The following is a 14,947-nucleotide window of genomic DNA, read 5'->3' on the forward strand; positions in this document are numbered from 1 at the left end:
TCTCTGGGCGCAAAAGACGCAATTGAAACAGCGGGTTCTTTCACAGCGCGGACGCGCCGTGCCTGGATTCCTGTGACGAGCACAGGAATGAGGGGAGGATGGGGTTTGCGCAGATCATGCCAGGCTCTGCTTGCGCTCTTCCTGCTACTCGCACCGCTTCCCGCCTTCGCCGTCAATCCGGATGAGATCCTCAAGGATCCGGCGCTGGAACAGCGGGCGCGGCAGATTTCGACGCAGTTGCGCTGCATGGTCTGCCAGAACCAGTCGATTGACGACAGCAATGCGGAGTTGGCGCGTGATCTTCGCGTGCTGGTGCGCGAGCGGTTGACGGATGGGGATACGGACGGGCAGGTGATTGATTATGTCGTCTCCCGTTACGGCGAGTTCGTGCTGCTCAATCCGCGTGTGAGCGCAAGGACGATCATTCTCTGGGCGCTGCCGATCGGAGCGCTGGTGATCGGCATCGTCGCGCTGTTCGTCTTTATCCGCACCCGGCCAAACACACGCTCCATCGCGGCTCTGACAGATGCCGAAAAGAAGCGGATCGACGAGCTGTTGAAGCGGTAAGGCCTGCCGTTTCTCAAGGCTGCAAGAATCTCGAACATTACCAACAATTCATGCCGCCGACACGTGCAGTTAAGGTGCAGGCTCCTATATCTCTTCTCAACCACCGCCGCCGGACCTCCGGCAACACCAAGACTGACGAGAAGAAGAAGGTAGCTCAGATGCGCACCATTAAACGTCCCTCCCTGAAGACGGTTCTCAAGACTTCCACCGTAGCCGGCCTTGCGGCCGTCATGCTGTCGACCGGCATTCCGGCCCAGGTGACCGCATCCTTCGCGGCCCCCGTCAGCGTGACCGCGCCCCAAGCTCCGAGCTTTGCCGACGTGGTCTCCGCCGTATCGCCCGCCGTCGTGTCCGTTCGCGTTCAGTCGGACGAGCCGCAGGAGACTGCCGATGAAGGCGGTAACAACTTTTCCTTCAACTTCGGCGGCCGCGGCTTTGACCAGCTGCCCGACGACCATCCGCTGAAGCGCTTCTTCAAGGAATTCGGCGGTCAGGGCGGCCCCGATGCTCCCGGCGGCCCGAACGGCGGCCCCGGTGCCGGTCCGCGTGACCGCGCCGAGCGTGGTGGCCCGGGCGCGAACCGTCCGCATCACCTGCGCCCGACCGCACAGGGCTCCGGCTTCTTCATCTCCGAAGACGGCTATGTCGTCACCAACAACCACGTCGTTTCGGACGGTCAGGCCTACACGGTCGTCCTCAACGACGGCACCGAGCTCGAAGCCAAGCTGGTCGGCCGCGACAGCCGCACCGATCTCGCGCTGCTGAAGGTCGATGCCACCAGCCGCAAGTTCACCTACGTGTCCTTTGCCGACGACACCAAGACCCGCGTCGGCGACTGGGTCGTGGCTGTCGGCAACCCGTTCGGCCTTGGCGGCACCGTGACTGCCGGCATCGTTTCGGCCCGTGGCCGCGACATCGGCTCCGGTCCTTACGACGACTACATCCAGGTGGATGCGGCCGTGAACCGCGGCAATTCCGGCGGCCCGACCTTTGACCTTTCCGGCCAGGTTGTCGGCATCAACACCGCGATCTTCTCGCCGTCGGGCGGCAATGTCGGCATCGCCTTCGCGATCCCGGCCTCCACCGCCAAGGACGTGATCAACGACCTGATGAAGGACGGCAAGGTTGCGCGCGGCTGGCTCGGCGTGCAGATCCAGCCGGTGACGCAGGATATCGCGGACTCGCTTGGCCTCAAGGAAGCGGCCGGTGCGCTTGTCGTTGCTCCGCAGGAAGGCTCGCCAGGCCAGAAGGCAGGCATCAAGGAAGGTGACATCATCACCGCCGTCAACGGTCAGGCAATCAAGGATGCCCGCGAACTGTCGCGCCGCATCGCAGGCTTTGGCCCTGACGCCAAGGTGAAGATCGATCTGTGGCGCGAAGGCAAGATGCAAGACGTCACCGTGACGCTCGGCAACATGGCAAGCGACGAGGCGGCTTCGGCCGAACCGAAGCAGCCGGATGCGCCGGTTCCCTCGACCAGCAAGGCGCTCGCCTCGCTCGGCATCACCGTTGCGCCGGCAGAAGACGGTTCCGGCCTTGCCGTGACCGAAGTGGACCCGGACAGCGAAGCCGCGGCCCGCGGCCTGAAGAACGGCGAAAAGATCCTGTCTGTGAACAACCGCAAGGTCGCTACCGCCGATGACATCGGCAAGGTGATCGAGCAGGCCCGTAAGGACGGCCGCACCCGTGCGCTGTTCCAGGTGGAAGCCGGTGGCACCAGCCGCTTCGTGGCCCTGCCGATCGACGAAAGCTGATGTCAGCGACTGGTTCCCAATAGGTTGGTCCTCCCAGACGACCTCATGAAGGGCGCCACCGGCAACGGTCGGCGCCCTTCACCGTTCATGGAGTTTCAAGATGCAGACGATCATCCCACAATCCGGCAGTTCCGATGATTCCGCTGGTGCAAAAATCGCAAGCGACGCTATTGTCCCGCACATGAAGATTCTGGTGATTGAAGACGATCTCGAGGCTGCGGCCTACATGACGAAGGCCTTTCGCGAGGCAGGGATTGTTGCCGACCATGCAAGCGATGGCGAAAGCGGCCTGTTCATGGGCACCGAGAATTCCTACGACGTGATGGTGATCGACCGCATGCTGCCGCGGCGCGACGGTCTGTCGGTGATTTCGGAACTGCGCAAGCGCGGCGTCAATGCGCCGGTGCTGATCCTCTCGGCGCTTGGCCAGGTGGACGACCGGGTGACCGGGTTGCGCGCCGGCGGCGACGACTATCTGCCAAAACCCTATGCATTCTCCGAGCTTCTGGCGCGTGTCGAAGTTCTCGGCCGGCGCAAGGGCACGCCGGAACAGGACATGGCCTACCGGGTCGGCGATCTGGAACTCGACCGGCTGTCGCACGAGGTGAAGCGCGCCGGCAAGGAGATCCTGTTGCAGCCGCGCGAATTCCGTCTTCTCGAATACCTGATGAAGAATGCCGGACAGGTGGTGACCCGCACGATGCTTCTCGAAAACGTCTGGGACTACCATTTCGACCCGCAGACCAATGTGATTGACGTGCATGTGTCGCGGCTTCGCTCGAAGATCGAGAAGGATTTCGACAAGCCGCTGCTGAAGACCATTCGCGGTGCCGGCTACATGATCAAGGACGAGGGGTAAGCCTTCGTGTTTGCCCGTATCGTCAACCGCGCAAGGCTGATGTTCCGCTCCACGGCGGTGAGGCTTTCGGCACTCTACATCCTGCTGTTTGCGCTCTGCGCCGCATTCCTGGTGTTCTATGTCACCGCGCTTTCCGAAAAGACGCTGGTGCAGCAGACGCGCCAGACGATTCAGGAGGAAATCCAGGACATTCAGCGCGCCTATGATCGCGGCGGGATCAACCTTCTGCTGCGCATCATGGAGCGGCGCGCCCGCCAGCCGGGTGCCAATCTCTATGTGATTGCGGGCCCGAGCGGCGATATTCTGGCCGGCAATGTCGCGTCGGTGCAGCCGGGCGTTCTCGACAAGGAAGGCTGGACGGACATGCCGTTCGGCTACACGCCATACTCCGAGAACCAGGGCGCGCGGCGGCATCTTGCCATCGCCAACGTTCTGCGCTTCGACAACGGTCTGCGGATCATGATCGGCCGCGATCTCGGCGATCCCAGCCGTTTCCGCTATATCGTGCGCCAGGCGCTGATGGTGGCGCTGGCGATCATGGGGCTCGGCGCTCTCGTGATCTGGTTCGGCATCGGCCGCAATGCGCTCAAACGCATCGACCGGATGTCGGCCGCAAGCCAGAAGATCATGGCGGGCGACCTGTCGCAGCGGCTCCCCGTCGGCCGCTCCGGCGACGAGTTCGACCGGCTGTCGGAATCGCTCAACGCTATGCTTGGCCGGATCGAGAAGCTCAACGAGGGACTGCGGCAGGTCTCAGACAACATCGCCCACGACTTGAAGACACCGCTGACACGGCTGCGCAACAAGGCGGCCGATGCGCTTTCCGAAGACCGCGAGGACGTGCGTCGTCATGCGCTGGAGGGGATCATCGGCGAAAGCGACCAACTGATCCGCACCTTCAACGCGCTTTTGATGATCTCACGTGTCGAGGCGGGCTCGATGGCGGCGGAAATGTCTGAGGTCGATCTTTCTGCCGCCTCTGCCGACTGTGCCGAGCTTTACGAACCGGTGGCCGACGAGGTGGGACTGGCGCTGGTCACGGAGATCGAGCCCGGCCTTTCCGTGAACGGCAACCGCGAACTGATCGGCCAGGCGATCTTCAATCTGCTGGACAATGCGATCAAATACGCTGCTGAAGCCGGCGGTGTTCCCGAGATCAAGGTGAAACTGTCCTCAGTGGGCGGGCTGATCCGGCTGTCCGTGTGCGACAACGGTCCGGGCGTGCCAGCGGACAAGCGCGAAGAGGTGACGAAGCGGTTCTTCCGGCTGGATGCCAGTCGTTCCAAGCCCGGAACGGGTCTCGGCCTGTCTCTGGTCGAGGCAGTGATGGGGCTGCATGGCGGAAGGCTGGAGCTCTCCGCGACCGACGAGGCGAGCACTGAGGCTCCCGGCTTGACGGTGACCATGGTGTTTCCGGTGGTGAAGGGCTAGGCTGGCGGAGCGCGGGAGGAAAAGAATGGAGACCGGAAACCGGCTCGACGACGTAGCGGCTGGTGTGATCCGGCCGCTGAACCAGGCGGAGGCCAAGCTTGCGCTTTCCCTGTTGAAGGAGATCGGCAAGACCGAGCCTTCCGTGGCGGAACTCGTCAAGGCCGATGGGCCGCTCAAGGCCTTTTTTGTCGCAGCGTTCTCGCTGTCACCGTTTCTCCGCGATGTGGCTTCGATCAGGCCTAAGCTTCTGGCCGGTGCGATCGACGGGCAGGTCGAGGATGCGCTGGCCGCGCTGGTTGACGCAGCGCGAGACGCCTGGCGACCGGTGGATGCAAGGATCCCGTCCGAGAACGAGGTGATGACGGCGCTGCGCAGTGCCAAACGCGCGTTCGGCTTTCTGCTGGCGCTCGCAGATCTTGCCCGCATCTTCTCGGCACGGGATACGACGCGCTGGCTGAGCGAGTTTGCGCAGGCTTCTACGGCGGCGGCGATCGATCATCTGCTTCTGGCAGCGCATGAGAGCGGCAAGCTCCGGCTCGTCGACCCGACGGAGCCGAGCCGCGGGTCGGGCCTGATCGTGCTCGGCATGGGCAAGCTGGGTGGCCGCGAGCTGAACTACTCTTCCGATATCGACATCGTCGTGTTCTACGATCCGGAAGCCGGCATTCTCTCCGACCCGCTCGACGCATCGGAGACATACGGGCGGATGATGAGGCGGCTGATCCGCATTCTGCAGGAGCGCACGGCAGACGGCTATGTGTTCCGCACTGATCTGCGGCTGAGGCCCGATCCGGGCTCGACGCCGCTTGCCGTGTCGATGGATGCGGCGCTGATCTATTACGAGGGCAGGGGGCAGAACTGGGAACGGGCAGCCTTCATCAAGGCGCGGCCGGTGGCGGGGGATATCGCGGCGGGCGAGGGCTTTCTGAAGCTGCTGACGCCGTTCGTGTTTCGCAAATATCTCGACTATGCGGCGATTGCCGATATCCACTCGATCAAGCGGCAGATCCATGTGCACAAGGGCCACGGTGCGATTGCCGTCAAAGGTCATGACATCAAGCTCGGCCGCGGCGGCATCCGCGAGATCGAGTTCTTTGCGCAGACCCAGCAACTGATCGCCGGCGGCCGTATGCCGGCCTTGCGCACGAGGGAGACCGAAGCGGCGCTGAAGGCGCTGGCCGAGGCGAAATGGATCAGGCTTGAAATCGCAGCCGCGTTGACCGAGGCCTACTGGTTCCTGCGCGATGTGGAGCACCGCATCCAGATGGTGCATGACGAGCAGACGCACCGGCTGCCGACCACCGAAGCGGAACTGAAGCGCATTGCCTTCATGCTCGGTTTCGACAGCGTTGCGGCATTTTCGACGCGGCTCGAAGCCATTCTGAGGACCGTTGAGAAGCGCTATTCGCGGTTGTTCGAACAGGAGGAAAAGCTTTCTTCGCAGGGCGGAAATTACGAAGGCAATCTCGTCTTCACCGGCCAGAAGGATGATCCCGATACGTTGGAGACGCTCGGCCGGCTCGGTTTCGAGCGTCCGGCCGACATGAGCCGGGTGATCCGGACCTGGCATTCAGGACGCTACCGGGCGACCCAGTCATCGGAAGCCCGCGAGCGGCTGACGGAGATGATGCCGGCGCTCTTGAAGGCGATCGGCGAAAGCCGCCGCGCCGACGAGGCCCTGCTGCGGTTCGACAGTTTCCTCAAAGGTCTGCCGGCCGGCATCCAGCTGTTCTCGCTGATCGGCAACAACCCGCTTCTTCTCTCGCTGATCGTGACGATCATGGCCTCCGCGCCGCGGCTGGCCGATATCGTCGCCTCCAAACCGCATGTGTTCGACGGCATGCTGGATCCCGGGCTGATGGCGGAGATCCCCACCCGCGACTTTCTCGCCTCGCGGCTGACGGCGTTTCTGGCAAGCTCGCGGCACTACGAGGATCGGCTGGACCGGCTGCGGATCTTTGCCGCCGAGCACCGTTTCCTGATCGGGATCCGGCTGCTGACCGGGTCGATTTCCGGAGAGGAGGCGGGTCGCGCCTTCACCCATCTCGCCGATCTTCTGATCGAGGCAGCGCTGATTGCGGTGACAGCCGAAATCGAGGCGTCGCATGGTGCCTATCCGGGCGGTCGGCTGGCCGTCCTCGGCATGGGCAAGCTCGGTTCGTTCGAGCTGACCGCCGGCTCCGATGTCGATCTCATCCTTCTCTACGATTATGACAGCGCGGTCGCGGAAAGCGACGGCCCACGGCCGCTCGATGCGCAACGCTATTTCACGCGCCTGACGCAGCGGCTGGTGGCAGCACTTTCGGCGCCGATGGCGGAAGGCGTGATCTTCGAGGTGGATCTGCGGCTGCGGCCCTCCGGCAACAAGGGCCCGGTCGCCACCCGCATCGGCGGCTTCGGCAAATATCAGCGCGAGGAGGCCTGGACCTGGGAGCACATGGCGCTGACGCGCGCCCGCCTCGTCTGTGGTGACACGAGCCTTCAGGGCGAGGTGATGGACGTGATCGACGACGTTCTGTCGGCAGGGCGTGATGTCGGCCAGATCGCCAAGGACGTTTCCGAGATGCGTGTCCTGATCGGCAAGGAAAAGCCGCCGCGCGATAGCTGGGATCTGAAGCTGATCCCGGGTGGATTGATCGATATCGAGTTTCTGGCCCAGTACCTGCGGCTTGTCGCACCCGTGAAGGACATCACCGTCCCCACCTACGGCTCGACGACCGGCGAGTTGCTGGAACTGTTAGGCCACGACCTGATGACGCCCGGCGATCTCGATACCTGCCTTGAGGCAATCAGGTTGTTCAGCGAACTGTCGCAGATCATCAGGCTCTGTGTCGACGGCCCGTTCGAGCCGAAGGATGCGCCATCCGGTCTCGTTGAGCGCATCTGTCGGGCTGGAGACTGCCCGGATCTGTCAACGCTCGAGGGCGAGGTAAAGCGGCTATCCAAGGCGGTGCGGAAGGTTTTCGAGAAGGTGGTGAGAGCCTGAGCCCCGTCTGCCGGTTCTGACCGAGATGATCATCTGATCAGAGTGAATATCCCGGCTGTCCCAGCGATTGCTGCAAGCACCAGCCCGAAGATCACACAGATAATATTGATGATCCAACCCTGATCCGGCTTCGAATCCAGTTTGACGTTGATCATCGCAAGCGCTGCTCGCGTGTCGTCAGCAATTTCGCAGAGCTTGGGAATACGGGCGTCTGCAGCGCTGCTTACAGGTGATCTCCTTCAACACGCGAAGTGGGTCGCAGGTGTGTGAGGGCGAGTCAATTGCGATCTGGGATTGATCGTGAGGTATTCTTCAAGCCACCTTCTTTGCCGCAAACTGGACCATGTCGCTCTGGGGAATGTGGATCGAAACCACGGTTCCCTTGCCCATGACGGACCGGATCCGCATCGTGCCGCCGTGCAGGGTGATCAGCGAGCGGGAGATGGCGAGGCCGAGGCCGGAGCCGCCTTTGCTCTTGGCATACTGGCTCTGCACCTGTTCGAACGGCTGGCCGATCTTCGACAGCGATGCCTTGGGGATGCCGATGCCGGTGTCGGCGATGGTGAGCACGATGCCGCCGCTGATCGGCTTTGCGCGCAGTTCGATGCGGCCGCCTTCGTCGGTGAATTTCACGGCGTTGGAGAGGAGGTTCAGCATCACCTGTTTCAGCGCCCGGCGATCGCCGATCATGTCGAGGGAAGGCGACAGGCACTGGCGGATGGCGATCTGCTTTTCCTGTGCCACCACGGCCGTCAGCCTCAGGCTTTCCTCGATCAGCGGCGTCAGGTTGACGGGCTCCGACTGGATCAGCATGTGACCGGCCTCGATCTTCGACATGTCGAGGATATCGTTGATGACGTTGAGGAGATGCTTGCCGCTGTCGTGGATATCGCGGGAGTATTCGCTGTATTTGGCGGATCCGAGCGGGCCGAACATGCCGTTCACGAGGATCTCGGAAAAGCCGAGGATGGCGTTGAGCGGCGTTCTGAGTTCGTGGGACATGTTGGCGAGGAATTCCGACTTCGCCTTGTTGGCGGCCTCGGCGCGTTCCTTTTCCGCCTGGTAATTGGCGTTGGCGGTCGAAAGCTCTTCCTTCTGGCGCTCGAGCTTCTTCTGCGAGGCGGAGAGATCGCCGATCGTTGCCATCAGGCGGCGTTCCGAATCGCGCAGGCGTTCCTGGTGACGCTTGAGCAGGGTGATGTCGGTGCCGACGGATACCGTGCCGCCATCGCGGGTGCGGCGTTCGTTGATCTGCAACCAGCGTTCGTCGGCAAGCTGCACTTCGGTGGTGCGCGACAGGCCGCTGCGGTCGGGATCGGCGACGCGGCGTTCGATCACCGGACGGGCAGAGGCGCCAAGCACGGTGCTGCGTTCGGTGCCGGGGACGAGGACTGAGTCCGGAAGACCGTGGGCCTGCTGGAAGTGAGTGTTGCACATCACCAGGCGGTCGTTCTTGTCCCAGAGAACGAAGGCTTCCGACGTGCACTCGATGGCGTCTGCAAGGCGCTGGTCGGCTTCTGCATAGCGTTCGGCAAGCCGGTGCTGCTCGGTCACATCCATGGCGATGCCGATCACATGGGTGCGACCGTTTGCCATCCGCACGACCTGGGCGCGGGCGCGCATCCACACATAGTGGCCGGCGGCGTGGCGCATGCGGAAGACTTGGTCCACCTGCTTGGCATTGCCGCGGCTGATGGCGCGGGCGAGAGCGTAAAGATTGCCATCGGTCGGGTGCATCATCCGCGCCGCATCGGTAAAGGACACGACGTTGCCAACCGGGGGAAGCCGAGCATCTCGTACATCGAGCCCGACCAGAACAGGCGCCGGTTAGTAACGTCGAAATCCCACAGGCCGCAGCGACCGCGCGACAGCGCCGTCTCGATGCGCAGGTTCGATTGCACGAACGTCTCGTCGGCGTCGCGGGCGCGCTTCACCTGAGCGTAATAGGCATAGAGGATGACGAGCAGGATGGCCGAAATGCCGGCAAAGATCGTGACGCTGAGCGAGACTTCGCCACGTACGAATTCGTTCGTCGTCTCCAGCGAATGGGCCGCTACGATCAGCGCACCGTCGTTGCCGATTGGCTTGATCGACGCATAGTAGGGGACATCACCGAAAAAGGTCTCGATGACCGTGCCCGACCCGCCGACGCGGCGCATGGCTGCGGTTTCGGGAAGAACCGAGGAAAGACGCTTGCCGAGATAGCTGCCGGCATCGCCGATGCCGCCGAAGATCCGGCCGGTGGTATCGGTAAAGAGCACGACAGCGCCGCGCTCCAGCTTGTCCTGGCCGAGGAATGTTGAGAGACGCGCTTGGGCAGTCTGGCGGTCGGCTGCAGCAAACAGCGATTCCTGACCGGAGAAAGCGGCGGATGCGGTCGCGGACATCAGCGACGCGGACTGGCGCGCGGCATCTTCCATCCGGCCATGCTCGCCCACGATCCCCATAATGCGCGATGCGGCAACGACGGCAAGAAAGATAAGGATCAGAATTGGAATGGAACGCTTCAGCACCAGCTCGACGCGCGGCGTCTGCTGTGCGATCGGCCGGACGGAAAGCTGAGCTTCCTCCGGAGCCGTCCGTCCAAGGCTGCTGAAGCCTGGAAACTTGAAGCGCAACCATCCCCCGGCCTCGGTTTCCCGCTGCACGCCCGATATCATCGTCATCCGATCCCTCGTCGTGATTCGCTGCGCCGCCGCTCGAATCTGACCTAATGAATCACAGAGTGATTCTCTGTGTCCAGAGGGTTGGTAACATTTCGTTAACCATATGATAGTCGACGCATTTACGCCTGAGAGGATCCGCAAATCAGGTGTCTGGGTAACGCTTTTCAGGATGCGAGTTATCAAGCCCCGTCAAGCAAGATGTACCAAAATGTGCCAAATCGGCGCAAAAAATATCCGCGCCGGCAGGCAGCCGACGCGGATGTCATTTTGCACGAAGATTGTCTCAGCCCTTCAGCATACGCTCAACGATGTCGCGCACGTCAGTCGAAAGGGACGGGCTACGTTCAATCGTCATCAAAGCGTCGCGGGCCTGGTCGCCGCGGGTCGGCTCCAGCGAGCGCCATGAGCGCATCGAGGTGAGGATGCGGGCGGCAAGTTGCGGGTTCTTCGGATCGATCTCGAGGATCTGTCCGGCGAGGAACCGGTAGCCTTCGCCGTCGCGGCGGTTGAAGCCGGTCGGGTTCGAGAAGGCATACATGCCGACCAGTGCGCGAACACGGTTCGGATTGCCGGCATTGTAGCGCGGATGGTCGATCAGCGCTTTCACCCGTGCCAGCGCATCTTCGCCGGGCATGGTCGCCTGCAGCGAGAACCACTTGTCGATGACCAGCGGGTTTGCGTCGAACCGCGTCAGGAAGCTTGCGAGCGCACCCGTCGTTTCCGAGGCTTCCGGGAAGCGATGGGCAAGCAGTGTGAGCGCCTGCGAGAGTTCCGTCATGTTGTCGGCGGCACTGAAGGCTTCGGCCGCGCGCTGCGGGCTGTTCTCGGCATAGGCGAGGTAGGTCAGTGCCGCAGCCTTGAGAGCCCGCTTGCCGGCGCTTTCGGCATCCGGGGAATAGGCACTATCTGCCTTCATGTCACGGAACAGACGCTTGAACAGGTCTTCACCAGCATCTGCGATGAGCTTCAAGACCGCATTGCGGCCCGTGTGAATGGCTTCCGGATCGTTGTTGCCACCAAGCTCGCGACCGATGTCGGCTTCGCTCGGAAGTGCCAGAACCTGCGCGCGGAAGGCCGGCTCCAGCGTGTCGTCACCGGCCGCTTCCAGAAGTGCCGCAATCAGCGCCGGGTCGCAGGTGACCTCATGACCTTCCCGCGCGTCGCGGGCCGCCTTGGTGAGGTTGGGGATGGCGAGATCCGTCAGGGCCTGCCAGCGCGAAAACAGATCCGTGTCGTGACGCGCGATATGCGCAAGATCGGCCGGCGTCTGGGTAAAGGCGATGTTGACCGGCGCCGAGAACGAGCGGTTGAGCGACAGAACCGGCCGCGACGTGATGCCGGTGAAGGTGAAGGTCTGGCGGCGATCGGTCAGATGCAGGACGTCACCGGTCACTTCACCGCCCTTGACGGATGTCGCGTCGGCAATGGTGCCATTGTCGAGGATCAACGCGAAGGACAGCGGGATGTGCATCGGCTGCTTGTCCGGCTGGCCCGGCGTTGCCGGCACCATCTGTTCGAGCGACAGCTTGAACGTGGCGGATGCCTGGTCGTATTCGGTCGAGACGTTGACGAGCGGCGTGCCGGCCTGCGAATACCAGAGCGAGAACTGGGCGAGATCGCGGCCGCTCACGTCCTCGAAGCATTTCACATAGTCCTCGACGGTGACGGCCTGGCCGTCATGCCGTTCGAAATAGAGATCCATGCCGGCCTTGAAATCGTCCTTGCCAAGGAGCGTGGCGATCATGCCGGTGACTTCGGAGCCCTTCTGGTAGACCGTCGTCGTGTAGAAATTGTTGATCTCGCGATAGGTCGTCGGGCGCACCGGGTGGGCGAGCGGGCCGCCATCCTCCGGGAACTGGTCCGAGCGCAGATGGCGCACTTCGGCGATGCGCTTGACCGGACGCGAGCGCTGGTCGGCCGAGAATTCGTGGTCGCGATAGACCGTGAGGCCTTCCTTCAGGCACAGCTGGAACCAGTCGCGGCAGGTGATGCGGTTGCCGGTCCAGTTGTGGAAGTATTCGTGGGCGATGATCGCCTCGATATTGGCGTAGTCCTGATCCGTTGCAGTCTCTGGATCGGCCAGCACGTACTTGTCGTTGAAGACGTTGAGCCCCTTGTTCTCCATGGCGCCCATGTTGAAGTCGGAAACGGCGACGATCATGAAGATGTCGAGATCGTATTCGCGGCCGAACCGCTCCTCGTCCCACTTCATCGACCGCTTCAGCGCATCCATGGCATAGGCGGTGCGCGACTCGTTGCCGTGCTCGACATAGATCTTCAGCGTCACTTCACGCTCGGACATCGTCACGAACGTGTCTTCGACGACCGCAAGATCGCCGGCGACGAGAGCAAACAGGTAGGATGGCTTCGGATGCGGATCGAACCAGGCGGCAAAGGCGCGGCCTTCGTCATATCCGGCACCGCCCAGAAAATTGCCGTTCGACAGCATGACCGGGTTGGCGGCCTTGTCACCGATGATGGTGATCGTGTAGGGCGCCAGAACGTCGGGACGGTCAGGGAAGTATGTGATCCGGCGGAAGCCTTCGGCCTCGCACTGCGTGCAATAGATGCCATTGGTGCGGTAAAGCCCCATCAACTGCGTATTGGCTTCCGGATTGATATGGGTCGTGATGGTGATCTCGAACGGCGCCTCGGCCGGCAGATCACGGATGATGAGGCTTTCCGGCGTGGCATCGTACTGACTGGCCGGCACGTCTTTTTGGTCAAACAGCAGGCCGGAGAGAGCAAGCTCGTCGCCATCGAGCACCAGCGGCGCGGACAAATCCACGCCTTCGCGGCGATGGAAGATCAGCCGGGCATCCACTTTCGTGTCCGTCGGGTCGAGCTCGAAGGTGAGGTCGACACGTTCCAGAACGAAATCAGTGGGGCGGTAATCTGCCAGATGTACGATCTGGCCCGTATCTGTTCGCATGACTTTTCCTGAACCGGCTCTTCAAATTGAACGCGTCGAGGATCTGCGCGGTTGCGCGCATTGAGCTTTCGACAATCCCCATCGCCGCCGCGGATCATTGCACGCAATACTAAACGATTGTTGAAGCCACCTTTAAGATAACGCGATTTTGTACCAGTCTTGAGCAGCCTCGCGGAAGCTGACTTGCCATCATGCTTCGTGATTGTGCTTTGTCAATTTCCTGTCGCGGCCCCGGGAAATGTGGTTATTGTGATTTGTATTCGAATCCTTTTCTTTGACGGTGCTGCGATTACGGTCCCGTCACCGTGATTTTTGCAGAGTGCATGATGGTGGCCGACGCGCAGAACCCCTTGCGGGGCATTCTTTTCAAGGTCATCTCCGTCGTCATCTTCGTGGCCATGCAGGTCTGCATCAAGTCCGCAGGCGCCGGCATCCCGGCAGGACAGATAACCTTTTACCGCTCCGCCTTCGGGATCGTGCCGATCGTGCTCTACCTGTCGGTTCTCGGACAGCTATGGCCGGCATTCCACACGTCGAGCATTTTTGGACATTTCAAGCGCGGTGTGCTGGGCATCATGTCGATGGCCTTCGGCTTTTACGGCCTGATCCACCTGCCGCTGCCGGAAGCGATCGCCATCGGCTACGCGGGACCGCTGATGGCCGTCGTGTTTGCAGCGCTCATCCTCAAAGAAACAGTGCGCGTCTATCGCTGGACGGCGGTGTTGATCGGAATCGTTGGCGTTCTCGTCGTCTCATGGCCAAAGCTGACACTGCTCCGCGACGGCGGGTTTGCCTCCGAACAGGCGCTCGGGGCGATCGCGGTTCTCTGTGCCGCCGTGCTGGCCGGTCTTGCCATGGTGCAGGTGCGCCAGCTGGTGCAGACCGAAAAAACGGCGACGATCGTGCTGTATTTTTCGCTGACCGGCGCGCTTCTGTCGCTGGCCAGCCTGCCGTTCGGCTGGGTGTCGCTGCCCTGGAGCAGTTTTCTGCTTCTGATCGCGGCCGGGCTATGCGGTGGCGTAGCGCAGATCTTCCTGACCGAAAGCTATCGATTTGCCGATGTCTCGACAGTCGCACCCTTCGACTATACGTCGATCATTCTGGGCATTGCCGTGTCATATCTGCTGTTTGCGGACGTGCCGACGGCAACGACGCTGATCGGTACCGCGATTACGGTTTCGGCCGGTATCTTCATCATCTACCGCGAGCATCGGCTGGGTCTCGAGCGCAAGGCGGCACGCCGGGCGTCAAGCACCGCCAACTGAATCCGTGCTGCAGGAACATGGCCCCAAACGCAAAAGGGCCGCGTGACGCAGCCCTCGACAGTTCAATCCAACATGGATGACGCTTTACAGCGGAATTGCAGTTTCCGCGTCGGAGCGCTTTACCGCTGAACGGGAAAACTCGACGGATGCAGATACCGCGCAGCTGATCTGGAGAATGCTGTCGCGGATCGTACGGATCGGGTGCAGAACGGTTTTCATTGTCGTCATACCCTCAGCGTTCACGGAAGTCTGCGAAGACGGCGGACGGACGGGTGATCCCGACCGGACGGCTCATCGAGCGCGACGTGATCTGCTCGTGCGTGGCAGATCCGAAGTGGTGGTACCCGTTCGAGGAGCGCGGCGCGAGGCCGGCAACGCGGAGGGTTTCAAAGCCCGAATGGATCGGACGAAAGCGTGTGGTCATTGCCTTGGTTCCTTAAACCGTGTCCTCCCAAGACAGGATGATATATTGCAGCGCAGCATTGAT

At 62.1% G+C, this 14,947-nt stretch carries 9 protein-coding genes and 1 pseudogene; 6 read left to right on the top strand and 4 right to left on the bottom strand.

The genetic code is table 11. From position 1 onward, the window contains the following. The first annotated feature begins 87 nt into the window (after nt 1-87). The 5 genes from ACQY1K_RS04995 (at nt 88) to ACQY1K_RS05015 (ending at nt 7,597) form a co-directional block, all read left to right on the top strand. Nucleotides 88-567 (top strand): cytochrome c-type biogenesis protein, encoded by a 480-nt coding sequence (locus tag ACQY1K_RS04995; protein WP_062453433.1) that lies wholly within the window; start codon nt 88-90, stop codon nt 565-567. A 158-nt stretch (nt 568-725) separates the two neighbouring features. Next, nucleotides 726-2,321 carry a Do family serine endopeptidase gene (locus tag ACQY1K_RS05000; protein ID WP_174195877.1) on the top strand — a complete coding sequence of 532 codons (1,596 nt, stop codon included), beginning with the start codon at nt 726-728 and terminating at the stop codon, nt 2,319-2,321. A gap of 100 nt (nt 2,322-2,421) precedes the next feature. Then, entirely contained in the window at nt 2,422-3,180 is a 759-nt protein-coding gene (locus tag ACQY1K_RS05005) for a response regulator transcription factor (protein WP_274598264.1), read from the top strand. Nucleotides 3,181-3,219: 39 nt separating this feature from the next. Beyond that, entirely contained in the window at nt 3,220-4,611 is a 1,392-nt protein-coding gene (locus ACQY1K_RS05010) for an ATP-binding protein (RefSeq protein WP_113111280.1), read from the top strand. A gap of 25 nt (nt 4,612-4,636) precedes the next feature. Further along, nucleotides 4,637-7,597, top strand: a complete 2,961-nt coding sequence (locus tag ACQY1K_RS05015; protein WP_430258453.1) for a bifunctional [glutamine synthetase] adenylyltransferase/[glutamine synthetase]-adenylyl-L-tyrosine phosphorylase — start codon at nt 4,637-4,639, stop codon at nt 7,595-7,597. 312 nt (nt 7,598-7,909) lie between these two features. On the opposite strand, the pseudogene ACQY1K_RS05020 reads toward ACQY1K_RS05015, so the two are convergent. Further along, a pseudogene (locus tag ACQY1K_RS05020) lies at nt 7,910-10,257 on the bottom strand (PAS domain-containing sensor histidine kinase). A 289-nt stretch (nt 10,258-10,546) separates the two neighbouring features. Then, complete coding sequence (gene pepN, locus ACQY1K_RS05025) at nt 10,547-13,195, bottom strand: aminopeptidase N (protein ID WP_430258454.1); 2,649 nt, start codon at nt 13,193-13,195, stop codon at nt 10,547-10,549. A gap of 326 nt (nt 13,196-13,521) precedes the next feature. Between pepN and ACQY1K_RS05030 the strand changes: the two genes are divergently transcribed. Further along, entirely contained in the window at nt 13,522-14,460 is a 939-nt protein-coding gene (locus tag ACQY1K_RS05030) for a DMT family transporter (RefSeq protein WP_113111278.1), read from the top strand. Nucleotides 14,461-14,544: 84 nt separating this feature from the next. On the opposite strand, the gene ACQY1K_RS05035 is transcribed toward ACQY1K_RS05030, so the two are convergent. After that, nucleotides 14,545-14,679, bottom strand: a complete 135-nt coding sequence (locus ACQY1K_RS05035) for a hypothetical protein (protein WP_256413693.1) — start codon at nt 14,677-14,679, stop codon at nt 14,545-14,547. A gap of 13 nt (nt 14,680-14,692) precedes the next feature. Then, nucleotides 14,693-14,884: a hypothetical protein gene (locus tag ACQY1K_RS05040; protein ID WP_062453430.1), complete on the bottom strand. Its 192-nt coding sequence runs from the start codon at nt 14,882-14,884 to the stop codon at nt 14,693-14,695. Between the last annotated feature and the right edge of the window lie 63 nt (nt 14,885-14,947).

The organism is Neorhizobium sp. IRS_2294, assembly GCF_050500145.1.
GTDB lineage: Bacteria > Pseudomonadota > Alphaproteobacteria > Rhizobiales > Rhizobiaceae > Neorhizobium > Neorhizobium soli.